The 24324-nt window shown below is 67.4% G+C and carries 18 protein-coding genes; 10 read left to right on the forward strand and 8 right to left on the reverse strand.

What is annotated here, in order from left to right:
* Window positions 1-14: 14 nt before the first annotated feature.
* Window positions 15-548 carry a DUF1003 domain-containing protein gene (locus FO044_RS04685; RefSeq protein ID WP_143965362.1) on the reverse strand — a complete coding sequence of 178 codons (534 nt, stop codon included), beginning with the start codon at window positions 546-548 and terminating at the stop codon, window positions 15-17.
* Window positions 545-1825 carry a magnesium transporter MgtE N-terminal domain-containing protein gene (locus tag FO044_RS04690; RefSeq protein WP_143965363.1) on the reverse strand — a complete coding sequence of 427 codons (1281 nt, stop codon included), beginning with the start codon at window positions 1823-1825 and terminating at the stop codon, window positions 545-547. Before FO044_RS04690 ends, FO044_RS04685 begins: the two co-directional genes overlap by 4 nt.
* A gap of 52 nt (window positions 1826-1877) precedes the next feature.
* Between FO044_RS04690 and FO044_RS04695 the strand changes: the two genes are divergently transcribed.
* The 6 genes from FO044_RS04695 to FO044_RS04720 all read left to right on the forward strand — a co-directional run bounded on the left by FO044_RS04695 (window position 1878) and on the right by FO044_RS04720 (window position 7898).
* Window positions 1878-2360: a YflT domain-containing protein gene (locus FO044_RS04695; RefSeq protein ID WP_143965364.1), complete on the forward strand. Its 483-nt coding sequence runs from the start codon at window positions 1878-1880 to the stop codon at window positions 2358-2360.
* A 187-nt stretch (window positions 2361-2547) separates the two neighbouring features.
* Window positions 2548-4029, forward strand: coding sequence for an extracellular solute-binding protein (locus tag FO044_RS04700; RefSeq protein WP_143965365.1), 1482 nt, complete (start codon window positions 2548-2550; stop codon window positions 4027-4029).
* Entirely contained in the window at window positions 4026-5282 is a 1257-nt protein-coding gene (locus FO044_RS15005; RefSeq protein WP_132993873.1) for a carbohydrate ABC transporter permease, read from the forward strand. The genes FO044_RS04700 and FO044_RS15005 overlap by 4 nt, the downstream gene beginning before the upstream one ends.
* Window positions 5283-5288: 6 nt before the next feature.
* The gene (locus FO044_RS04710) at window positions 5289-6119 is read left to right on the forward strand and encodes a carbohydrate ABC transporter permease (protein WP_132993872.1); all 831 of its coding nucleotides are present in this window, start codon (window positions 5289-5291) and stop codon (window positions 6117-6119) included.
* Window positions 6120-6122: 3 nt separating this feature from the next.
* On the forward strand, window positions 6123-7295 hold the full coding sequence (locus FO044_RS04715) for an ABC transporter ATP-binding protein (RefSeq protein ID WP_132993871.1): 1173 nt from the start codon (window positions 6123-6125) through the stop codon (window positions 7293-7295).
* A 12-nt stretch (window positions 7296-7307) separates the two neighbouring features.
* A complete protein-coding gene (locus FO044_RS04720; RefSeq protein ID WP_235831513.1) occupies window positions 7308-7898 on the forward strand; it encodes a suppressor of fused domain protein in 591 nt (196 codons plus the stop codon).
* Window positions 7899-7994: 96 nt separating this feature from the next.
* Here FO044_RS04720 and FO044_RS04725 read toward each other — a convergent pair whose 3' ends face one another.
* A complete protein-coding gene (locus FO044_RS04725; protein ID WP_132993870.1) occupies window positions 7995-9125 on the reverse strand; it encodes a magnesium and cobalt transport protein CorA in 1131 nt (376 codons plus the stop codon).
* A 49-nt stretch (window positions 9126-9174) separates the two neighbouring features.
* On the opposite strand from FO044_RS04725, the gene FO044_RS04730 reads away from it, so the two are divergent.
* Window positions 9175-9792 (forward strand): MarC family protein, encoded by a 618-nt coding sequence (locus FO044_RS04730; protein ID WP_132993869.1) that lies wholly within the window; start codon window positions 9175-9177, stop codon window positions 9790-9792.
* 38 nt (window positions 9793-9830) lie between these two features.
* Window positions 9831-10694, forward strand: a complete 864-nt coding sequence (locus FO044_RS04735) for a glycine betaine ABC transporter substrate-binding protein (protein WP_165943113.1) — start codon at window positions 9831-9833, stop codon at window positions 10692-10694.
* A gap of 2 nt (window positions 10695-10696) precedes the next feature.
* Here the strand turns inward: FO044_RS04735 and FO044_RS04740 are convergent, their stop codons facing one another.
* Window positions 10697-11530 (reverse strand): SDR family NAD(P)-dependent oxidoreductase, encoded by an 834-nt coding sequence (locus tag FO044_RS04740; protein ID WP_132993867.1) that lies wholly within the window; start codon window positions 11528-11530, stop codon window positions 10697-10699.
* A gap of 43 nt (window positions 11531-11573) precedes the next feature.
* Complete coding sequence (locus tag FO044_RS04745; RefSeq protein WP_132993866.1) at window positions 11574-13088, reverse strand: flavin-containing monooxygenase; 1515 nt, start codon at window positions 13086-13088, stop codon at window positions 11574-11576.
* A gap of 79 nt (window positions 13089-13167) precedes the next feature.
* Between FO044_RS04745 and FO044_RS04750 the strand changes: the two genes are divergently transcribed.
* On the forward strand, window positions 13168-13758 hold the full coding sequence (locus tag FO044_RS04750; RefSeq protein ID WP_132993865.1) for a TetR/AcrR family transcriptional regulator: 591 nt from the start codon (window positions 13168-13170) through the stop codon (window positions 13756-13758).
* A gap of 252 nt (window positions 13759-14010) precedes the next feature.
* Here the strand turns inward: FO044_RS04750 and FO044_RS04755 are convergent, their stop codons facing one another.
* From FO044_RS04755 to FO044_RS04765, 3 genes are all read right to left on the reverse strand, one after another.
* Window positions 14011-17763: a multifunctional oxoglutarate decarboxylase/oxoglutarate dehydrogenase thiamine pyrophosphate-binding subunit/dihydrolipoyllysine-residue succinyltransferase subunit gene (locus FO044_RS04755; protein ID WP_132993864.1), complete on the reverse strand. Its 3753-nt coding sequence runs from the start codon at window positions 17761-17763 to the stop codon at window positions 14011-14013.
* A 152-nt stretch (window positions 17764-17915) separates the two neighbouring features.
* A complete protein-coding gene (locus FO044_RS04760; protein WP_132993863.1) occupies window positions 17916-21806 on the reverse strand; it encodes an ABC transporter ATP-binding protein in 3891 nt (1296 codons plus the stop codon).
* Window positions 21740-22543 carry a hypothetical protein gene (locus FO044_RS04765; protein WP_235831512.1) on the reverse strand — a complete coding sequence of 268 codons (804 nt, stop codon included), beginning with the start codon at window positions 22541-22543 and terminating at the stop codon, window positions 21740-21742. The genes FO044_RS04760 and FO044_RS04765 overlap by 67 nt, the downstream gene beginning before the upstream one ends.
* Before the next feature lie 248 nt (window positions 22544-22791).
* On the opposite strand from FO044_RS04765, the gene FO044_RS04770 reads away from it, so the two are divergent.
* Window positions 22792-24300 (forward strand): MFS transporter, encoded by a 1509-nt coding sequence (locus FO044_RS04770; protein WP_132993862.1) that lies wholly within the window; start codon window positions 22792-22794, stop codon window positions 24298-24300.
* Window positions 24301-24324: the final 24 nt, after the last annotated feature.

A 24324-nucleotide genomic window follows, 5' to 3' on the forward strand; every position in this document is an offset into this window, starting at 1 on the left:
AGCATACATTCCACTCAATCGTCCGTCGCATCGGATTCGCCCGATCGGTCCGGGGTCGGTGATTCACGGAGCTTCTCCAACAGCCGATCAGCGATCTCGTCGACCAGATCTTCGTGCTCTCTTCGCAGGTAATCGCGGGTGACGGTGTCGCCGACGGCGAGCCGCACGGCAGCGAGTTCGCGGGCCAGGAACTCGGTGTCGTCCTTGGTCTGGGCTGCACGCCTGCGGTCCTCGTCGAGCGACACGCGGTCGCGGTTCTCCTGCCGGTTCTGGGCGAGAAGGATGAGGGGCGCAGCGTACGCGGCCTGCGTCGAGAAGGCCAGGTTCAGCAGGATGAACGGGTACGGGTCCCACGCGAACGCGAACACCCCGACGTTCAGCAGAATCCAGACGATCACGATGACGGTCTGGATCGCGAGATACCGTCCGGTGCCCAGGAATCGGGCGACGCGCTCGCTGTAGAAGCCGACCACGTCGGAGTCGAGGTTGAAGCGGATGCGATGGCGGGTCTCGACCGGAGTGTCGAGGTGGCGTCCGGTCGGGCTCATACGAGGTGTCCTTCCGAGTCGTCCTCACGCCAGTCGTGGGGCAGCAGGGCATCGAGCAGGTCGTCGACCGCCACCGCACCGAGCAGATGCGACGCATCGTCCACGACGGGCGCGCTGACCAGGTTGTAGGTGGCGAAGAAGCGGGTCATCGTCCCGAGCGAGTCGCTCGGACGCAGGCGCGGCATCTCGGCGTCCAGAATGCCGCCGACCAGGTTGGCGGGCGGTTCCCGGAGCAGTCGCTGAGTGTGCACGGAGCCGAGGAACTTCCCGGTCGGGGTGTTCGTCGGCGGCCGGACCACGAACACCATGCTGGCGGCGGCGGAATTGATGTCGGGGTCGCGGACGCGCGCCAGGGCCTCGGACACCGTCGCGTTCGCGGTGAGGATGAGGGGCTCGGGCGTCATGATGCCGCCCGCCGTGTCCGGGGAGTGCATGAGCAGCCTGCGCACCGATTCGGACTCCTCGGGGTCCATGTTCGACAGCAGGGCCTCCGCCTCGGACGTCGGCAGCTCGGCGACCAGGTCGGCGACGTCGTCGGGATCCATCGCCTCCAGGACGTCGCCCGCGCGCTCGGGCTTCAGGCTGGCGAGGACGTCACTCTGGTCGTCGGTCGGCATCTCCTGCAGGATGTCGGCCAGCCGCTCGTTGTCCAGCGCGGCGGCGATCTCGTTCCGCCGCTTCGCAGGCAGTTCGCGCAGGGCATTGGCGACGTCGGCGGCGCGCATGCCCTCGTACAGGGTGAGCGCACGTTCCACTGCCTGCCCGGGCCGTGCGAGCTCGAGTTGGTTGAGCCCGTGGACGTGGCGCCATTCGACGGTCAGGGTCTCACCGCGCCGCCGCAGGCCCTTGCGGAGCGTGCGGAGCGCCACCCGGCTGACCATCCAGTCCCGGCTGCGGCTGCGCTCCACCGCGAGGTCGATGACGACGAGGTCGGTGCCGTGCAGTTCCTCGTAATCGGGGTCGTCGGTCCGGACCCGGCTGTCGAGGATCTGGCCGACGGCGAGCGCCTCGTTCGGGCGCAACCTCAGCTTCCGCAGGTTCACATGCCCCGTCGACAGGGTGATCGCGTCGGGGGAGATGCTGGTGACTCGAAGCATCGGCACGAAGATGCGGCGTCTGGTGGTCAGTTCGACGGCCAGGCCCAGAGCGCGCGGCTGCTGACCGGGGAGGTACATCGAGATGACCACATCGCGGACCCGGCCGATGGATTCGCCGTCCGGACCGAGAACTGCCAGGCCGACTAGTCTGGCTACGTAGACCTTCTGGGTGGGCGTCATGGCTTCTAGCTTAGAAGTCGCCGCCCTCCAGTTCCGTGAGGCAGGAGTGACGATGACGAATCCGATGCGAGGGATGTCCGGATTGCCGACGCCGCCGAAGGGGTGGCCGGTCGGCTCGTACGACACGTACGAGCAGGCGCAGCACGCTGTGGATCACCTATCCGACAGTCATTTCGCGGTGGAGAACCTGACGATCGTCGGCGTGGACCTGATGCAGGTGGAGCGTGTTCTCGGCCGGTTGAGCTGGGGAAAGGTGATCGGCGGCGGCATCGTGTCGGGCGCCTGGCTCGGCCTGTTCTTCGGCGCGTTGGTCAGCCTGTTCGCGTCCGGTCAGAACGTGTGGGCGCCCATCGCGTTCGGTGTGATCGCCGGCATGGTCTTCGGGTTGATCTCGGCGGCGATTCCGTACGCCGCGACGCGTGGTCAGCGCGACTTCACGTCGACGATGCAACTCGTCGCGGGGCGCTACGACGTCCTCTGCGATCCGCGTACCGCAGAGCAGGCGCGCGACATCCTCGCCCGGCTCGCCATCTAGTCCGGCCATCGCCACCGGCACAGGTGGCGGACCCGCCTTACCTGACGCCTGCGAGACACTCCCACCCAGGATGTGCGATGTGTCACTCGGCCGTGCGATACCCTAACTCGCACATCAGCTTTCATTAGCTGTTTCTCAGGTGCGCGCATCCTCGCGGTGCCGCAGAGGGCAGGAGGCAGTGCGAGACATGCGACCCGAGGATTCCTCCGGCGACGGTTTCGGTGTTTCGCCACCGCGTCGGCGCCGGCTACGGACCAAGCTGTCGGCAGTGCTCGTTGCGGCCGCTGCCGCAGCGACGCCGGCATTGACCGCGTGCGGCGCGGACTACGAGCAGGGCACCATCAACATCTACGCAGCCGCTGACGGCTTCGATTACATCACCGAGGTCGCGGAGCGGTGCTCGGCCGATTCGTCCGGCGAGTACACGATCGCGACCCACATGCTTCCCAAGGAAGCGGACATGCAGCGACTCCAACTCGCTCGCCGACTCACCGGCAACGATGCGGGCCTGGATCTGATGGCCATGGACGTGGTCTGGACCGCCGAGTTCGCCGACGCGGGCTGGGTTGTTCCGGTACCGGGCGACATGGCGTCCGAGATCGAGGCGAACACGCTGGCGGGTCCGCTCGAGACGGTGATGTGGAAACGCGACGACGAACCGGCGAAGCGGCCGTACGCGATTCCGATGTGGACCAACTCGCAGCTCCTCTGGTACCGGCCGGATGTGATGAAGGACGACCTGGGTCGGCGTTCGGCGCCGACCACCTGGGACGGGATGCTCGCCGATGCGCGCAAGATCGGGGACGCGGGCGGACCGTCGCAGATCCTGTTGCAGGCCAAGCAGTACGAGGGGCTGATGGTCTGGTTCAACTCGCTGCTCGCATCCGCGGGCGGCGAGGTCCTCGATCCGGACGACCCGACGAAGGTGACGCTCACCGACACCCCCGAGCACCGGGCGGCCACGGTGAAGGCGCTGAGCGTGATGCGCGCCGTCGCGACCGCGCCGGGAGCCGACCCGTCGTTGAGCAACTCGGATGAGGGCACGGCGAGCGACGGCATGGAGAAGGGCATCGGCGCCTTCGAGATCAACTGGCCGTTCGTGTTCGCCGGCATCAAGGAGAACGGTGCGGCGGGCGAGGCCCAGATCATGGGCGACTCGCTCACCGGGTTCAAGGACATCATCGACGCAACGGCCGACAACCCGACGGATCCGCGGATCGCGCAGGTCAACAAGGTGGTGCGGACGAAGTTCGACTTCGCTCCCTACCCGGGCATCGTGAAGGGCGAGCCTGCCCGCTCGACACCGGGAGGTTTCAACATCGGTGTCGCGTCTACGTCCGAGCAGCAGGATCTCGCCTTCAAGGCGGCTGCCTGCCTCACAGATGAGAACGCGCAGAAGGTGTACGGCGTCCGCGGCGGCACCCCGCCGACCCGCGAGGCGCTGTACGACGACGCCGAGTTCAAGCTCGCGTACCCGATGAGCGAGGTGATCCGGCGTCAGCTCGACGAGGGCGCGGCTCCGCGTCCGGCGACGCCGCGTTACCAGGACATCTCGACGGCCATCACCGCGACGCTGAGTCCGGCCGGGCGCTGGGATCCGGAGCGCAAGGCCGATGAGATCGCCGCGGTCACCCAGCGCGCGATCGACGGGGAGGGGATCGTCCCATGACCGATGAACCGAAGAATCCGGACGGCACCGAAGCCTCGGGCGGCACAGGACGCCCGGACGGCACGCCTCCGGGTGGCCTGACGCCGCACGCGCCGGGGCCGGACACCAGACCCGGGCGCCACGCTATGCCCGACGAACGGGTCCCGGAGAAGGCGGTCGAGCAGACCGGGCCCATCCCGACGGTCCACTCGGACGTCTGGGTGGCACCGGCCGGACGGCCGGCCCGCGCAGAGACGCCGCAGGAACCGGCGCGCCCGGCAGCACAGTCGGCTTCGTCGACCGAGTCCGGATCATCCCGTGCGCCGGCTGCCGGAGTGCTGGAGGCCGAGCCTGCGGGGTCGAAGCCCCGGTCGCGCGGCGCCACGGCGAAGGGGACGGCCCGCCGGTCATCCGAACGCCGCCTCGCACTGCTGCTCGCCGGGCCCGCCGCGCTGGTGATGCTGATCGTCACCGGTTATCCGATCATCTACTCGATCTGGCTGTCGCTGACCGACTCCAACCTGCGCGAGCCCGGCGAGGAGCGGTTCGTCGGACTCAGCAACTACGGAACCGTGCTCGGCAGCGGCTACTGGTGGACCGCGCTGTGGGTGACGCTCTACATCACCGTCATCTCGGTGATCATCGAGTTCATCCTCGGTATGGCGATCGCCATGGTCATGCATCGAGCGTTGTTCGGTCGGGGGCTGGTCCGGACCGTCGTCCTGCTGCCGTACGGCATCGTGACCGCGGCCGCGGCCATCTCGTGGAAGTACGCGTGGACGCCGGGCACCGGCTATCTGGCGAATCTGCTTCCCGACGGGAGCACGCCGCTGACCGAGCAGATGTCGGCCCTGTCGATCGTGATCCTCGCCGAGGTGTGGAAGACGACGCCGTTCATGGCGCTCCTGCTGCTGGCCGGACTGGCACTCGTCCCCGACGATCTGCTGAAGGCCGCACAGGTCGACGGTGCGGGACCGTGGACGAGGCTGTTCAAGATCATCCTGCCGCTCATGAAACCGGCGATTCTCGTCGCGCTCCTGTTCCGCACGCTCGACGCGTTCCGGGTGTTCGACAACATCTACGTGCTGACGTCCGGTAACCATCAGACGGGATCGGTGTCGATGCTCGGCTACAACAACCTGTTCAAGGCGTTCAATCTCGGGATCGGGTCGGCGATCAGCGTCCTGATCTTCCTGTGCGTCGCTTTGATCGCGATCGTGTTCATCAAGGGGTTCGGCGCCTCCGCGCCCGGTTCCGACGACGAGGGGAGGTAGACGAGCATGAACGCGCTCAATCGTCGCCGCACCGGGTGGCTCATCGCCAACATCCTGGTGGTGCTGTACGCGATCATCCCGCTCTGGTGGATCGTGAGCCTGTCGTTCAAGAGCACGGGCACCGTCACCGACGGCAAGTTCATTCCCGGGGAATGGACACTCGAGAACTACAAGAACATCTTCGAGACGGACTTCTTCACGTCGAGTCTCATCAACTCGATCGGGATCGGACTGATCACGACGCTGATCGCCGTGGCTCTGGGCACGATGGCGGCCTACGCCGTCGCCCGCCTGGAGTTCCCCGGGAAGAAGGTGCTCGTCGGTGCAGCGCTGCTCATCGCGATGTTCCCGCAGATCTCACTGGTCACGCCGCTGTTCAACATCGAGCGGAGCATCGGCCTGTTCGACACCTGGGCAGGCCTGGTCTTCCCGTACGTGGCGTTCGCGTTGCCGCTGGCCATCTACATCCTGTCCGCGTTCTTCCGGGAGATCCCGTGGGAACTGGAGAAGGCCGCGCAGATGGACGGCGCTACGCCGGCACAGGCGTTCCGCAGGGTCATCCTTCCGCTCGCCGCGCCCGGTGTCGTCACCGCGGCCATCCTGGTGTTCGTGTTCGCGTGGAACGACCTGCTCCTGGCGTTGTCGTTGACGTCAACCGAGCGGGCGCAGACCGCGCCGGTCGCGATCGCCAACTTCACCGGCGTCAGTCAGTTCGAGGAACCGACCGGCGCGATCGCGGCGGCCGCCGTCGTCATCACCATCCCCATCATCATCTTCGTGCTCTTCTTCCAACGCCGTATCGTGGCCGGCCTCACCTCCGGCGCCGTGAAGGGATAACCCATGGCCGACATCGTTCTGGACAACGTTTCCAAGCAGTACCCGGACGGCTCGACAGCCGTGCACGGCGTGCACATCGAGATCGCCGACGGCGAGTTCGTCATCCTGGTCGGTCCGTCCGGCTGCGGGAAGTCGACGACGCTCAACATGATCGCCGGACTCGAGGACATCACCTCCGGTGAACTCCGCATCGGCGGGGCGCGCGTCAACGAGAGCGCACCGAAGGACCGCGACATCGCGATGGTGTTCCAGAGCTACGCGCTCTATCCGCACATGACCGTTCGGGAGAACATCGCCTTCCCGCTGACGCTCGCCAAGCTGTCGAAGGCCGAGGTCACGGCCAAGGTCGACGAGGCAGCCAAGGTCCTCGATCTCACCGAGTTCCTCGACCGCAAGCCGGCCAACCTGTCGGGCGGTCAGCGTCAGCGGGTGGCGATGGGCCGCGCCATCGTCCGGTCGCCGAAGGCGTTCCTGATGGATGAGCCGCTGTCGAACCTGGATGCGAAGCTGCGCGTGCAGATGCGCACCGAGATCGCGAGCCTGCAGGCCCGGCTGGGTACCACCACCGTCTACGTCACGCACGACCAGACCGAGGCGATGACGCTGGGCGATCGGGTGGTGGTGATGCGTGCCGGTCACGTGCAGCAGATCGGGTCGCCGCAAGACCTGTACGACCACCCGGCCAACCTGTTCGTCGCCGGGTTCATCGGCTCACCTGCGATGAACTTCATTCCGGGCACCCTGACCGCGACCGGCGCGGAAACGGCGATCGGGAACCTCGAGTTCCACGATCAGACCGAGATCGCCCGCCGGGCGAAGGAGGTCGGGAGCAACGGTGAGGTCCTCGTCGGCATCCGCCCCGAGCACCTGGTGGACGCGACCCTGACCCACACTGCCGAACTCGAGAACTTCCGGACGTTCGACGTCACCGTCGACCTGGTGGAATCGATGGGGTCGGACAAGTACGTGTACTTCGGGCTGGAGTCGCCCGGCAGCGCCGACGCGGTGCTGTCGCAGTTGGCCGAGGATCTGGGGTCCACGACGGCGGGCGGTCAGAAGGTCGCCCGACTGGCTCCGTACACGAAGGCGGCCCGGGGCGGCAGCCTCACCCTGGCGCTGAACCCCGACCGTCTGCACGTCTTCGACACGGAGAGCGGGGCCTCGCTGCGCCCGTGATTCACTGGTGAGGTGAGTTCGTCTTCGGGGTCGATCACCGATCGGGTGATCGCGCATGTGTCCAAGATCGTCGGAAGTCAGCCGCAGCGCGCGTCGGTGACGTTCCTCGGGGTGGAAGCCATCGAGGTGCTGCGGTTCGTCGACGGTGATCGGCTGACCTTCGCCACCGTCGGCTGCTCTCGGCATCCGATGCACGATCCGTCTGATCTCGCACCCGATCCGGTGCGCGGGCCGCGGGTCGAGGTCACCGTCGGTATGCGCGCGGTGTCGGCGTTGGCAGGCCTGCACAAGTCGCTGGCGACTCTCGCGGCAGCGCCGTCGGTGGAAGGGCTGGTCCTGGAAGCGGACTCGTTGGTCGATATGCAGGAGCCGCTGTGGTCGGGCGCCATCTGCTCGGCGTTCCTGCTGAGTGCGGACTCCGAGATACCCGACCTCGGTCTCGATGAGCCCGCCGACCCGGTGCGGTTCCTGCGCGCGGTCCCGGTGACGGCGAACGAGGCGGCCTGGGTACGGCTCAAAGGTGCCGATGCGCTGCGCGAGGCGTGGACCGAGGCGGGCGTCGACACGTCGGATCCGAGACGGGCCGCGGTCACTCCGGGATAGCCGCTCGCATTTCTCCAGCACGCGATCTGCGGTATCGGTGCGGTCGCCGTCGAGTCAGGCGCGCATACGCGTGCGTCGGCGATGCGAGGCGTCGCCTCAGAGCCAGTGGTTCTTCCGGAGCGTGCGCCACAGCAGCACGCAGGTGATCGCCATCAGGATCAGCAGGATCGGATAGCTGGCCTTGTAGTGGGTCAGGGGCATGAAGTCGAAGTTCATCCCGTAGATTCCGGCCACCGCGGTCGGAACCGCGGCGATGGCGGCCCACGACGAGATCTTGCGCATGTCCGTGCTCTGCTGGATGCTCACCTTCGTCGCCGCCGCGTTGAGCAGAGTGGTGAGACGCTCGTCGTACTCCTCGATCAGGTCCGATGCGGTCGTCAGGTGGTCGGCGACGTCGCGGAAGTGCCTGCGGACCTCCTTGCCGTCCGCCGACAGGCTGGTCTTCTCGAAACGAACCGGGGAGACGTCCAGATCTCGCTTGTTCCCGGAGAGCCGGGCCATCGGGACGGTCAGCGGGTACACCGCCCGCTGCAGTTCGAGGACCTCGCGTTTGAACTTGTAGACGACGTCGATGTCCAGATTGTTCGACGATGCGGAGAAGACCCGCTCCTCCAGTTCGTCGACGTCGGTCTCCATCTCGGACACGACGGCGAGGTAGCTGTCCACCACTCGGTCGGCGACCGCGTGCAGAACGATCGCCGGGCCGAGAGCGAGATGCTCGGGCGTCTGCTCCATCCGCTGCCGCACCCCGGCGAGGTGCGTGTGATCGCCGTGCCGGACGGTGATGACGAAGTCCCGGCCGGCCAGCACCATGATCTCGCCGGTCTCGACGATGTCGTTCGCGACCTCGAGGGAGTCGTGGTCGACGTAGCTGATGGTTCGCAGCACCAGGAAGACGGTGTCGTCGTACAACTCGAGCTTGGGACGCTGATGCGCGTGGACCGCGTCCTCGACCATGAGGGGATGCAGCGCGAACGCCGTGGCCACGTCGTCCATCTGCTGTTCGTCGGGTTCGTGCAGACCCAGCCAGATGAATCCGCGCTCCGCGGAGCGGACCTGTTCCAGTGCCTTCCGGAAGTCGTTCGGCGCCTCCTGCCGCACGCCGTCGACGTAGACGCCGCAGTCGATGACCGCGCGCGCGGCGGGTACTCGCGGCAGACGCGGACCGGCCGGGTCGCGACCGTGATCACGGTTACCGGGGTTCAGCATCCGGGGAATCGATGGCATCGCAGTGATGATACCCACGCGGGAGCCGTCGAGACCCTACACTCGAGCGGTGCTGTTCGATGTGTCCGTTTACACCGCGACCGCCATCACCCTCATCGTCATCATGGACCCACCGGGCCAGGTTCCGGTGTTCCTCTCGCTGGTAGGACGCCGGTCGGCGGAGTACCGCAGACGAGCGGCGTGGCAGGCGCCCCTCGTGTCGCTCTTCGTCATCTCGCTCTTCGCGATCGGCGGGCGCGCGATCCTCGGCTATCTGCACATCGGGATACCGGCGCTGCAGGGAGCCGGCGGTCTCCTGTTGCTGCTGGTGGCCCTGCAGTTGCTCACCGGCATGGGAGCGAACCCGTCGGGGCAGGCCGATGACGAGGTCAACGTGGCGCTGGTCCCGCTCGGTACCCCGTTGCTCGCGGGCCCCGGTGCGATCGCCGCGGTGATCGTGGCGGTGAGTGAGGCGCACGGAGAGGGCAGCGCGTACTGGGCGATCGCCGCCGCCATCGTCACCGCCCACGTCGTGGTGTGCCTGGCGCTGCTGTACTCGACCGCGTTGATCCGGATCCTCAAGATCGGCGGCATCACCCTGCTCGCGAAGATCGCGGGTCTGCTGCTGGCTGCGATCGCCGTCAACCTGATCGCCACCTCGGTCACCGGCTTCGTCGCTGCGGCATGAGCGCTCGAACGGGGAGTGGTCGGCTAACGTGGTCCACGATGCGCACTCAACGACGGACCCTGGCGGCACTCGTGGCAGCCGTGCTGGCGGCTGTGGCGCTGACCGCGTGCGGTGGCGCGGACGATCCGGTCGTCCGGGTGGGCCACGACGGGACGCCCGAGATGCGGACGGCGGCCGCGATCTACGCCGGAGCTCTCGCCCGGACCGGACTGAAGGTGCACACGCTCGATGCCGCGCCCGACGGTGACCAGTTGATCGACGACGTCGCATCGGGCGATGTCGGCGTCTACCCCGCGTACACCGGCGATCTCCTGCGCCAGTTGACTCCAGCACCGAAGGCGCTGACCCCCGAGGACGTCCTTGCAGACGTCAACCGGTCACTGCCGCAACAGGTTTCGATCGGCGACCCGTCGCTGGTGAGTGATCGTTGGCAGATTCTGGCCGGGCAGGGGCTGATCGAGCACTCGGGCATCGAGGATCTCGCCGAATGCGGCAGGTTTCCGGGCGGTCTCCCGCTGCTGACCACGCAGGCGCCGCCGCAGGAGGCGCTCGGTGCGGCGAAGGCGTGCCGGTACGGTGCCGTCGAGCAGGTCGACTCCCGCGAGGAGTTGGTGCAGCGGGTGCGGGACGGGCATGCCCTCGGGTTGATCACCGCCCTCGACGCCGCATCTGTTCCCGATCTGACCGATGTCCAGGCGCTGCCGTCGAAGGGCGCGCCGATCGCCCAGGCCCTGGTACCTGTGTTCCGCAGCGGTCTGATGGCGAAGCCGCAGCTCAAGGCGCTCAGTCGCGTTGCAGGCGAGCTGACCACAGCGGACCTCGCGCAACTGGTGCGCGAGGTCCGGGAGGGTGGAGATCCGCACGTTGTGGCCGGCCGGTGGCTGGGCACGAGCGGAGTCTAGTTCTATCGCGAGATACGGCTCATGGCCGATCCGACGATCCGGGCGCTGATCGCCTGATACTTCGACGCCACGAGGCGAACGCCGATGTCGAGGAGCTTCGCGTCGGCGCCGACGAGGATGCGCGCCTGTTCGCGTTCGACGCCCTTGATGATGACCTCGGCGGCCTTCTCGGACGTCATCCGCGCCAGGTACTTATCGAAGAACTCGGCCGTCGACGTCGCGTCATGATCGCCGGAGGAGGTCGCGTTGCGTGCGATGGCGGTCTTGATGCCGCCGGGGTGCACGCAACTGACCTTCACCGGGTGCCCGGCGACGATCATCTCCTGATTCAGCGCCTCGGTGAAGCCGCGGACTGCGAACTTCGCCGAGTTGTACGCGGCCTGACCGGGTTCGGACAGGAGCCCGAACAGCGACGAGGTGTTGACGATGTGGCCGTCGCCCGAGGCGATCACGTAGGGGAGGAACGCCTTGGTGCCGTTGACGACGCCCCAGTAGTCGACGTCCATCACGCGTTCGATGTCTTTGAACTCGGTGAACTCGATTTCGCCGTGATGCGCGATACCGGCGTTGTTGAACACGGCGTTGACCGTGCCGTAATGCGCTGCGACCGTGTCCGCGTACTCGAGGACGGTCTCGCGTTCGGCGACGTTGAGGAGCTGGGCGTGCACCTGTGCGCCGGCTTCGACGGCGAGACGCTCGGTCTCTGCCAGGCCGTCCGGGTCGACGTCGGAGATCGCGAGCTTGGCGCCGCGGCGGGCCAGCTGGACCGCGAGGTCCCGGCCCATGCCGGAGCCGGCGCCGGTGATCACGATGATCTTGTCACGGAAGTCTTTCACGAGGTCTTCTTTCTCAGAGGGAGGAGGTCAGGAACGGGAGGAGTCAGGCACCTGCGGTGACGGACTCGTCACGATCGGTCGCGGCCGTGGTCACGTCGTACGCGGCCACGTCGAACGAGCGGGTCTGGTTGCGGAAGTTGAAGGTGAAGCCCGGCCACACCGTCGTCACGTTGCCCTTGGCGTCCTTGTACCAGGATGCGCAGCCGCCGTTGATCCAGACGCTGTTGCGCAGCGAGCGCTGGATACCGGCGTTGTAGCGGTCCTGTGCCTCCTGCTTCACCTCGGTGCGGACGATCCCCGCCTCCTTCGTCTTGCGGACGTAGTCGACGAGGTAGTTGAGCTGCGATTCGATCATGTAGACCATCGAGGTGTGGCCGAGTCCGGTCGCCGGTCCGATCAGCAGCATCAGGTTCGGGAAGCCGTGGATGAACGCACCCTTGTAAGCCTGCATGCCGTCGGTCTCCCACGCCTGTGCCAGTGAGCGGCCGCCGACGCCGATGATGGCCTCGAACACGGGAGAGTCGGTGACGTGGAAACCGGTGGCGACGACGATGACGTCCACCTCACGCGCGGTGCCGTCCTTGTCGACGATCCCGGTCTTGGTGATCTTGTCGATTCCACTCGTGACCAGGTCGACGTTCGGACGGTCCAGCATCGGGTACCAGTCGTTGGACTTCAGGATGCGCTTGCAGCCGACCGCGAAGCGCGGAGTGACGGCATCGCGCAGTTCCGGGTCGCGGATTCCGCGGAAGATGTTCGCGCGGGAGAGCGCCTCGACCGGCTTGAGCGCCTTGGGTGCGTAGGTCATGCCGGCGGCGACGACCTCGTTTGCGGTGTAGATGGTGCCGCGGATCAGCGACTGCAGACCGGGGATGTTGCGGAAGGCCCAGTTCTCCGCGCCGAGGTACGGGCGCTCGTTGCGGGGGATGATCCACGGCGCGGTGCGCTGGTAGACGTCGAGCCGCCCGGCGATCCGGCCGAGTTCCGGGGCGACCTGAATGGCCGATGCTCCGGTGCCGATCACGGCGACGCGTTTACCGGCGAAGTCGTAGTCCTCGTCCCACTTGGCGGTGTGCACGATGGTGCCGTCGAACTCGTCGAAGCCGTCGATGTCGGGAAGGTTCGGTTCGCACAACGGCCCGACTCCGCCGATGAGGTGGCGCGCACGGACGGTCGCCTTCTCGCCGTCGCGGGTGGCCTCCACGATCCAGCGGCCCTGGTCCTCACTCCATTCGGCCAGGTTCACCTCGGTGTTGAACCAGGTGCGCTCGCCGATGCGGTGCTCTGCCGCGACGTCGTTGATGTAGCGGTGGATCTCCGGCTGATGCGAGTACGACCGCGACCAGTCCGGATTCTGGGCGAAGGAGAAGGAGTACAGGTGGGACGGCACGTCGCAGGCCGCGCCCGGATACACGTTGTCGCGCCAGGTGCCGCCGAAGTCGGCGCCCCGGTCGAGGAGCACGTAGTCGTCGGTGCCGTCCTGGGTGAGCCTGATCGCCGCACCCAGGCCGGAGAAGCCTGCCCCGATGATCGCTATCTCTACATCATGCGTTGTCATGGTCACCACCGTAAGGTCCGGTTGAATCGGAGTCAATAGCCAATTGAACCGGATTCAACAATGACCTAGTGTTGGGCTCATGACCATGTCCAGGACCCGTATGAGCCCGCACGCGCGTCGCAGGCAGTTCATCGATCTGGGCGTGGGCCTGGCGCAGGAGCAGCCACTCGAGACGATCACCATCGACGCCGTCGCCGAGGCGGCGGGCGTGTCCAAAGGACTGCTCTTCCACTACTTCGAATCGAAGGCGGACTTCCACCTCGCCGTGGTGCGCGAACAGGCCGATGAGATGCTGGCGCGCACCGCTCCTCGGGACGACCTCGACGACCCCCTTGCGACGCTGCACGCGTCGGTGGGCGCGTACGTCGACTACGTCGCGCACAACGGGAAGGGGTTCGTCGGCGTCATCCGCGGATCGGCGAGCGCGGACGAGGATATCCGCGCCGTCGCCGACGCCACGCGCGCCGCGATGTCCGAACGCATACTCGACCACGGGGCGGCTCTGGGCATCGAACGGTCACCCGTCATCGAGATGACGATCGGTGGCTGGATGGCCTACATCGAGGAGCTGCTCGTGCGCTGGTTGTCGGACCCGGTGGTCGAACGCGACGAACTCGTCGAGCTGATGGTCGCGGCGCTGCCGATGCTGACGGGACTCGTCGACGACTGAGTCGGAGACCGGCGTGCGGGGGTCGGCGGGTTTCGACTCGCGTCCTCGGCTGGCGCCTCGGTCGCGGCTCAACCATCGAGGAGAAGGCGGCTCAACCATCGGGAGTGTGGCTCAACCATCGAGAAGGGGGCTGAGCCATCGAGAGGGTGGCTGAACCGTCGGGAGGGCGGCTCGGCCGTCGGGAGGGTGGCTCGACCATCGAAACGGCCACCCCGTGAGTGACGGGGTGGCCGTTTCGAGGTGCACCGAGACCTACTCGAACGCGGAGTCGAGGATCTCCTGCTGCTCCACCGCGTGGACCTTGCTCATGCCCGACGACGGTGCGGACATCGCACGGCGCGAGATGCGGCGCAGGCCCCGCAGGATCTTCGGGAGCTGCTCCGGGAGCCACAGGCCGAGGAACGGCCACGGGCCCTGGTTGGCGGGTTCCTCCTGAACCCAGACGAAGTCGTCCGCGTTCGGGTACTGCTCGAGCGTACGAGCGAGACGACGGTGGGGCACCGGGTACAACTGCTCCACGCGGACGACGGCGATGTCGTCGCGGCCGTCCTTCTCCTGGCGTGCGGCCAGCTCGTAGAAGAGCTTTCCGCTCGTCAACAGCACGCGCTTGACCTTGTCCCGGTCCCCGTTGCGCGCGGTGAACTTCGGGTCGTCGATCACCGAGAGGAACTTGCTGTCGGTGAAGTCCTCCAGCGGCGACACCGCGGCCTTGTTGCGGAGCATCGACTTCGGGGTGAACACCACCAGCGGCCTGCTGATGCCGTCGTGCACGTGGCGGCGCAGCAGGTGGAAGTAGCTGGCGGGCGTCGAGGGAAGGGCGACGGTCATCGATCCTTCAGCGCACAGCTGCAGGAAGCGCTCGATGCGGCCGGACGTGTGGTCCGGGCCCTGGCCCTCGTGGCCGTGCGGCAGCAGCAGGACGACGTCCGACCGCTGGCCCCACTTCGCCTCACCTGAGCTGATGAACTCGTCGATGATCGACTGAGCGCCGTTCACGAAGTCGCCGAACTGCGCCTCCCAGAGGACGAGCGCCTCCGGGTTCGCGACGGCGTAGCCGTACTCGAAACCGAGGACCGCGAACTCCGAGAGGGGAGAGTCGTACACCAGGAAGCGGCCTGCGCCGTCCGGGTCGAGATGGTTCAGCGGCGTGTACTCCGAGCCGTTGTCCCGGTCGATCAGCACCGAGTGACGCTGGGTGAACGTGCCGCGGCGCGAGTCCTGACCCGAGAGGCGGACCGTCGTGCCCTCCTGAACGAGGGTGCCAAGTGCGAGCAGTTCCGCGAACGACCAGTCGATGTCGCCCTTGCTGGTCATCTCGTTGCGGCGCTTGATGACCGGCTTTACGCGCGGGTGCGCGGCGAAGCCCTCCGGCAGGTTCACGAAGGCGTCGCCGATCTGCTTCAGCCGGTCCTGCTCGACCGCCGTGACGAGTCCGCCCGGCAGCAACTGGTCGTCTCGCACGGACGGTGACGGCTCAGCCGCGTAACTGTCGAGCTCCTTGACCTCGACGAACACTCTCTCCAGTTGGCCCTGGTAGTCGCGCAGTGCGTCCTCGGCCTCCTTCGTCGAGATGTCGCCACGTCCGATCAGTGCTTCCGTGTAGCTCTTGCGGACGCTGCGGATGTTGTCGATCACGTCGTACATCGCCGGCTGCGTCATCGACGGGTCGTCGCCCTCGTTGTGTCCGCGGCGGCGGTAGCAGACGAGGTCGATGACCACGTCGCGGTGGAAGGTGTCGCGGTAGTCGACGGCGATCTGGGCGGCCCAGACACAGGCCTCCGGATCGTCGCCGTTCACGTGCAGCACCGGTGCGCCGATCATCTTGGCGACGTCGGTGCAGTACTCGGTGGAGCGCGAGTACTCGGGTGCGGTGGTGAAGCCCACCTGGTTGTTCACCACGATGTGCACAGTGCCGCCGGTGCGGTAGCCGTGCAGCATCGACAGGTTGAGGGTCTCGGCGACCACGCCCTGACCGGCGAACGCAGCGTCGCCGTGGAGCATCAGCGGCAGCACGCCGAACTGGTTGTCCTCATCGAGGAGGTCCTGCTTGGCGCGGACGATTCCCTCGAGGACCGGGTCCACCGCTTCGAGGTGGCTCGGGTTGGCGGTCAGCGAGACGTCGATCTCGTTGTCCCCGAACATCTGGTAGTACTTGCCCTGCGCTCCGAGGTGGTACTTCACATCGCCCGAACCGTGCGCCTGGGCCGATCCGAGGTTGCCCTCGAACTCCGTGAAGATCTTCGAGTACGGCTTGCCGACGATGTTCGCGAGCACGTTCAGGCGCCCACGGTGCGGCATGCCGATCACGACTTCCTCGAGACCGTGCTCGGCCGAGCGGTCGATGACGGAGTCCATCATCGGGATCACCGACTCGGAGCCCTCGAGCGAGAAGCGCTTCTGGCCGACGTACTTGGTCGCGAGGAAGGTCTCGAACGCCTCGGCGGCGTTCAGCTTGCTCAGGATGTACTTCTGCTCGGCGACGGACGGCTTCACATGCTTGATCTCGACCTGCTCCTGCAGCCACTTCTGCTGTTCGGGATCGAGGATGTGCGTGTACTCCACGCCGATGTGGCGGCAGTACGCGTCGCGCAGGACCGACAGGACCTCGCGCAGCTTCATCTTGTCCTGGCCGTGGAACCCGCCGACGGTGAACGTGCGGTCCAGATCCCACAGCGTCAGGTTGTACGTGAGGACGTCGAGGTCCGGGTGAGCCGAGCGGGCGTCGGTGTTCATGCCCAGCGGATCGGTGTCGGCCATCAGGTGACCGCGGCTGCGGTACGCGGCGATCAGCTCGAGGACGCGGGTGTTCTTGTCGACGAGACCTGCGGGGATGTCGCGGCGCCAGCGGACGGGCTCGTACGGAACGCGCAGCGCGGTGAAGATCTCGTCGTAGAACGCGTCGTCGATGAGCAGGTTGTGGATCGTGCGCAGGAAGTCGCCCGATTCGGCGCCCTGGATGACACGGTGATCGTAGGTGGAGGTCAGGGTCATCAGCTTGCCGATGCCCATCTCGGCGAGCTGTTCTTCGCTCGAGCCCTGGAACTCGGCCGGGTACTCCATCGCGCCCGCGCCGACGATGGCGCCCTGGCTGGGCATCAGGCGCGGCACCGAGTGGACGGTGCCGATGGTGCCGGGGTTGGTGAGCGAGACGGTGACGCCTGCGAAGTCGGCGGCGCCCAGCTTGCCCTCACGTGCTCGTCGGACGATGTCCTCGTAGGCGGCGACGAACTGGCCGAAGTCGAGGCTCTCGCACTCCTTGATCGCGGCGACGACGAGGGTGCGGCTGCCGTTCTTGCCGGGCAGGTCGATGGCCAGGCCCAGATTCGTGTGCGCCGGGGTGACGACATTCGGCTTGCCGTCGACCTCGGCGAAGTGACGGTTCATGTTCGGGAACGACTTGATCGCCTGGACGATCGCGTAGCCGAGGATGTGCGTGAAGCTGATCTTGCCGCCGCGCGTGCGCGCGAGGTGGTTGTTGATGACGATGCGGTTGTCGATCATCGCCTTGGCCGGCACCGCGCGCACACTCGTCGCGGTCGGGATCTGCAACGACGACGTCATGTTGCGGACGATGGCGGCTGCAGGACCGCGCAGGACCTTCGACTCGTCGGTCGCCTGGTCGTCGCCTGCGGGCTTCTGCTCGGTCTTGGTTCGCGCGGTTCCGGCGGCGGCCTTGGTGGCCGCGGCCTCGCGTGTGGGTGCCGGGTTACGGGTGGGCCGCGGCGCGTTCCCCTTCGGTTCCGGGTCGAGGGTCACGGCCTGCTTCGGTGCGACGACCGACGGCGAACCCTGCTTCTGCTGCTGCGCCGGGGGCTGCTGCTGGGATGCGGCCGGGGGACTCGAGGTCTTCTGCGTGGGAGCGCTTCCGTTGGACGGGCTGTAGTTCTTCAGCAACTCGTGCCAACTCGGATCCACGGAGTCCGGATCCTTCTGGAAGCGCTGGTACATCTCCTCGACCAGCCACTCGTTCTGCCCGAAATCGGATTCGGAAATCGAACTGCTCACAGCGTTGTCTCGCCTCAATTCACCCAGTGCTGATGGTTTCGCATGGCTGGCGTCCGCAGTCTTGTGGACCGACCCCACCAGCCAACTGTCTAGCGTACGCGGACCGGACGGGCCGCGTTGAGTTCAGCCGATGATGGCCTCCGAGAATGCCGTCATGTGGTGGAAATCATAGGGTCGGAGCCGGATTCCGGGGCGTCGTCGGGTGAGGTTCCCGCGTCCCACAACCGCCGATACGGTCCGCGAGCCGAATAGAGAGCGGCGTGGTTCCCGAGTTCGACGATCCGGCCGCCGTCCACGACCGCGATCGTGTCGGCGCGCGATGCCGTCGCCAGTCGGTGGGCGACGATCACACTCGTACGCCGGCGTGCGAGGGCTGCCCCGGCAGCGAGCACCCGGGCCTCGGTGGCCTGATCGAGAGTGGCGGTCGCCTCGTCGAGGAGGATGAGGTCGGGTTCGACGAGTTCGGCCCGGGCGAGGGCGATCAACTGTCGCTGGCCCGACGACAGGCCGCGTCCTCGTTCGGAGACCGAGAAGTTCATGCCGCCGGGAAGGCCGGCGATCATCGTCGCGGCGCCGACGCGACCGGCGGCCTCGGCGATCTGCTCACGTGTGGCGTCGGGCCGTCCGTACGCGATGTTCGCGGCGACGGACCCGGCGAACAGATGCGGCTCCTGCGGGACCACGCCCAACCGCGAGCGGTAGCGCGCCAGCCCGATGTCGCGCAGGTCGGTGCCGTCCATCATCACGCGCCCGGTGGTCGGTTCGTAGAAGCGCGCGAGGAGCTTCACGATCGTCGACTTGCCTGCGCCGGTCGCACCCACCAGTGCGAGCGAGGTGCCGGCCGGGACGGTCAGATCGACGTCCGACAGTGCGTCGCGGTCGGCCCCGCGATAGCGGAAGCCGATCGATTCGAGCCGGACCTCGCCCTGGAACGATGCCGCGGAGACCTCTTCCTCGGGTTCGTTCGAATCGGCGGTGCGGCCGGCGTCCGCCGCGTCGATGATCGATGTGGGTGTGGTGACCAGATCGCGGATGCGGGCGAGACCGACGGCCGCCTGTTGGTAGCTGTCGAACACCGTCGTCAACTGCTGGACCGGACCGAACAGCATCGCCAGGTAGAGAACGAACGCGATGAGGGTCCCCGGTGCCAGGTCGCCGTTCGCGATCTGGTGGGCGCCCACTCCGACGGCGATGGCGGTGGCCAGATCGGCGCAGAACGTGATGAAGGGGAAGTACGCGGCAACCGCGCGCTGCGATGTCATCCGGGCCGCGTACCACTGGTCCGAACGCGCCCCGAACTCATCGGTCGCGACGCCGATGTGCCGGTAGCCGCGGGTCGTCGACAGCCCTGCGATGTTCTCCTGGAAGTCGGCGTTCACCGCCGACACCAGCTCGCGGGTACGGGTGTACGCGGCCGATGAAACCTTCCGGAACCAGACGGTCGCCACGATCAGGAAGGGGAAGATCGGGATGACCGCCAGTGCCAGCGGCGGGTCGGTGACGAAGAGCGCGCCGAGCACACCGAACAGCGTGAGAACCGAGACCACCGCGGAGGATAGGCCCGTCTGCAGGAACCCGGACAACGCGTCGACGTCGGTGGTCATGCGCGTCATGATGCGGCCGGAGAGCTCGCGCTCGTAGTAGTCGAGTCCGAGTCGTTGAAGGTGCGCGTAGCTGCGGATGCGCAGTGCGTACAGGACGCGTTCACCGGCACGCGCCGCAACGAGGGTGTTGGCGCGCGACACCAGCCAGGCGATCGCCACCAGGATCACGCCGACGGCGGTGGCGCCGAACACCACGTCGGTGCTGTCCGCGTTGAGCACGTGCCGCGCCAACGACGGAAAGGCCAGGCCTATCGCGGTGTCGAGTGCGATGGTCACGACCACGATGCCGAGCAGCAGACGCACCGGTCGCAGGATCTGCCCGAGCCCGAACGTCGGGCGCTCGGCGCGCGCCTGTGTGATGTCGACGTGCGGATCCTCGGACGCGGGCGGGAGCCTGTCGACCGCAGCCTCGATCTCCGGCGTCGCGGGCATGGCGCCGAGAGCACCGGCCAGCGGGCCACCGCCGCTGCGGCCCGGCACGGTGCGCGCAGATGGTGATGCCGTGGCAGATGGCGATGCGGCGGTTGGTGATGCGTCGGTCTCCGGCGGGACGGTCGAAGTGGGATCCTCCGGCCACAGTTCCCGCATGCCGGGAGCGCTCGCCTGATCGGTGTCCACCGTGTTCGAGGCGCCCGGCGACATGCGTGTCATGAGGCGGTTGAACTCAGCGCTGCGTGCGCGCAGTTCGTCGGGCGTGCCGATGTCGGCGATGCGGCCGCCGTCGATCACGGCCACGCGGTCGGCGATGGTGAGGGTCGACGGTCGGTGCGCCAGCACCAGCATGGTGGTTCGCGGCTCGCGGAGCCGCCCGAGGATCCGCGCCTCGGTGACGGCGTCGACCGCGGAGGTCGCGTCGTCGAGAACGAGAATGCGCGAACCCGCATGCAGGGCTCGCGCGAGCGCTACGCGCTGCCGCTGACCGCCGGACAGCGTGAGGCCGCGTTCGCCGACCCGGGTGTCGAAGCCGTCCTCGAGAGCGACTGCGAAATCTGCCGCGGCCGCCGCAGCGGCCGTCTGGACCGCAGACCGGTCCGCTGTGCGGTCGGGCTTCGGGCCGAGCGAGATGTTGGCGGCGACGGTGTCGGAGTACAGGAACGGCTCATCGTCGACGACGGACAGCACCGCGTGCAGCGCATCGGGATGCAGAGCGGACACTTCCGTACCGGTGTCGGTGCCGCCGATGGTCACCGACCCGGAGTCGGGGGAGTACGTGCCGGCAGCCAGCGCCGCGAGCGTGGACTTCCCCGATCCTGGACCGCCGACGACGGCCACGCATTCTCCGGGGGCGACCGTCAGGTCGAGGCCGTCGAGCACGGGGCGTCGGTCGTAGGCGAACGCGACGTCCTCGAAGCGGAGACCGAGTGGCCCGTCCGGGAGGCTCGCGGCGTCGGAAGCGTGGTTGAACGCGTCATCGCGAGGATGGTCGATGACGTCGTAGACGCGGGTGGCCGAAGACGCGGCCAACTGCGCGTTGACGACCAGGTTGGTCAGGATGCGGGCGAGCCCGGTCATCGTGGCGAGGTAGGTCGAGAAGGCGAGGAACGTGCCCGCGGTGATATCGCCCCGCAGAGTCAGCCAGCCGCCGAGACCGATCACCACGACCATGCCGAGTTGGGGGATCGACGTCATCGACGGGATGAAATAGGAACTGAGGCGCGCCGTTCGCAGCTTCTCTCGGTAGAGTCGCGCGCCGAGTGCGGCGAGTCGGTCGGTGGCCCGCCGCTCCTGGCCGAATCCCTTCACCACGCGTACACCGGTGACTGTCTCCTCGACGTGTCCGGCCACATCGGCAGAGGCCTGCTGTGCCGACCAGGTCGCCGCGAACAACTTGGTGCGACTGAAGTAGACCAGCGTCACCAGGACCGGAACCGTGGCGACGGCGACGAGCGTGAGCAGCGGTGACAACCAGGCCATGACCCCGAACGCCAGCACCACCTGGACCGCGCCGCCGAGGGCCAGCGGTGCCATGGCGAGCAGCCCCTGGACGACCTGCAGGTCCGAGATGGACCGGGAGACCACCTGACCGGTGCGAATGGTGTCGCGCGAGCGTCCGTCCAAGTGCAGGAGCGTGTCGAGAAGTGCTCGGCGCAGCCGGTCCTGGACGGATACCGCGAGGGCACCGGCGGTTATCCGACGTCCGGCCTGGCATGCGTACCGGAGGACGGCGGCGACGACGAGCGCCGCGATGATCGTCGTGAGGGCGGTCTGCGTGCGGCCGGACTCGCCGGTCGCGGTGTCGACCGCCGACTTGACCAGCAGCGGTGCGACCAGGTCGACGGCGACAGCACCGAGCGTGGTGGCGATGGTGGCCAGTGCGAGCCATCGCCGCTCGAAGCACTGGGTCGCCAGCCGGGCGATCCAGCCACTGCCGTTCAGTTGGTCCCTTCCACACGGGGCAGGTCGTCGGCGAGGCTGCCGTCGACGGTTCCGGCCGGCCACGTGCGGGGCGGCGCACCGAACGCGGCGCGCGCGTTGCGGATGACCGCGTTGCCCAGCGCGCGGTTGCCGACGCTGCCGATCACCGCGCCGATACCGCCGGGCAGCACCTTGCCGAACATCACCGGAGCCTTGCCGAGCGTGAACTTCTTCACGAACCGGTTGGTGAGCGCCTTGTTGAGGGTCGCCAGGTTGACGCCGAGTCCGGGGACATCCAGCTGCGCGACGGTGTCCGCGTTCTTCTTCTTGCGTCCACCGATCGCCTTGCCCAGGATCGAGGTGCCCTCTTCGCCGAGAGCGACGGTGAGCACGATCGCACGCCGGCGCTCGGTGTCGGTCGGTGCGATGCCGTACACCTCGGCGGAGGCGAGGGCGAGGAGCGCGGACGCCTCGATGAAGAGGGCCGATTCCGCGGACATCGCGCCGATCGCGCTGATCGTGCCGATGCCGGGGATCGCAGCAGTGGCGCCGACCGCTCCGCCCGAGGCGGTCACTGTGTTCAGGTACAGCTTCTCCAGTCGCTCGATGATCTGCTGCGGCGACTCGTCGGGGTGCCTGCGACGGAGGCCGTTCACGTACTTGGTGACGGCAGGCTGCTGAAGGCGCTGCGCTTTGTCGACGATCGTGCCGACGACCGGCCCGGGGGTCTTGGCCTTCGTCGCGGTGTCGTTGGTCGCGGTGCCGTCGATAGTCGTGTCGGACGTGCGTGCGGGCAGGTTCGACTTCTTCTTTCCGAGCATGTCGAGTCTCCGTTCGATTCGCGGTGCTTCAGGCGCGGTCGCGCTGAGTACCGGCGGTTCGCGTCCGTGAACCACCTTCGTTCAACCGTTGTCGTCCACCATTATTCCCCCCTCCGCCGAACCTGCCGCCGAACCTGCCGCCGAACGCGCCGCCGAATCGATGTCAGGTCGGGAAAACGGCAGGCGGCGTTGTCGGTGAGCGGTGCTAGCCTTCACTCCTGTTCGTCGAGAGTGGCTGGGAGCACTAAATGTCTGGTACGGGTGGATCGGCCTTCAAGCCGGTCACCGACAAGCCGTGGGCGGCGCTGTTCGCGCTGTGCATCGGCTTCTTCATGATCCTGGTCGACATGACGATCGTGGCGGTCGCGCAGCCGCAGATCAAGAGTTCGCTGGACGCCAGTGTCAGCGGCATCGTCTGGGTCACCAGCGCCTACCTGCTGACGTATGCGGTCCCGCTGCTCATCACCGGGCGGCTCGGCGACAAGATCGGCCCGAAGAAGGTCTATCAGGCGGGCCTGGTGGTGTTCACCCTCGCGAGCCTGTGGTGCGGTCTGGCCGATTCGATCGGCGAGTTGGTCATCGCCCGTGGCGTTCAGGGGCTGGGTGCCGCGCTGATCACGCCGCAGACGATGTCGCTCATCACCCGGATCTTTCCGCCGGAGCGACGCGGTGCGGCGATGGGCGTGTGGGGCACGGTCGCCGGTGTGGCGACACTCGTCGGTCCGTTGCTCGGCGGGGTGCTGACCGATGCCCTGGGTTGGGAGTGGATCTTCTTCATCAACATCCCCGTCGGCATCGTCGGGCTGGTGCTCGCCGCGACGCTCGTCCCCGACGTGGAGACCCACGAGCACAAGTTCGACTGGCTCGGTGTGGTGTTGTCGGCGATCGGACTCACCGCGCTCGTATTCGGGATCCAGGAGGGCGAGAGCTACGACTGGAGCGGCTGGATCTGGGGTCTGATCGGCGGGGGCATCGTGTTCCTGGCGTTGTTCGTGCTCTGGGAGGGCAAGACCCGGATGGAGCCGCTGGTGCCCCTCAGCCTGTTCTCGTCGCGGAATTTCGCGTTGTCGAACATCGGCATCGCCGCGATGGGCTTCGCGGTGTCCGGATCGATGATCCCGATCATGTTCTTCCTGCAGTTGGTCGGTGGGATGTCGCCGACGCGATCGGCGTTCGTGATGGTGCCGATGGCGGTCCTGACGGGTGTCTTCGCGCCGATCGTCGGTCGCATCCTCGATCGGGTGCATCCGCGGAACGTGATCGCCGCGGGCCTGCTCGGTTACGGCGCGGCGATGGCGTGGTTGGCGTTCGAGTTCACGCCGGAGACCCCGGTCTGGCTGCTCCTGGTGCCGTCCGGTCTGATGGGGCTCGCGAGCGCCGGGATCTGGGCTCCGCTGGCGGCGACCGCGACGCGGGACCTGCCATGGCATCAGGCCGGTGCGGGCGCAGGCGTCTACAACACGACGCGTGTGGTCGGATCGGTGGTCGGTGCGTCGGCGATCGGCGCCCTGATGATGTCCCGACTGGCGGCGAATGTGCCCGGCGCCGACTTCGACCACGATTCGGGTCAGCAGTCCGTGCAGCTTCCGGAGATGGTGCGCGACGGCTTCGCCGACGCGATGGGCGAGGCGGTCTACCTGGGGGCGGGCGTCATGCTCATCGGGTTCATCGCGTCGCTCTTCCTCAAGCGGCCTGCGCACCAGAACGTGCCGTCCGTGCCGCAGGCGCCGGTGGATGAGGGCACCGTCTCGCACTGACCGCCGCGCGCCGGACAGGATTTG

The sequence above is a fragment of the Gordonia zhaorongruii genome (genome assembly GCF_007559005.1).
Taxonomy (GTDB): domain Bacteria; phylum Actinomycetota; class Actinomycetes; order Mycobacteriales; family Mycobacteriaceae; genus Gordonia; species Gordonia zhaorongruii.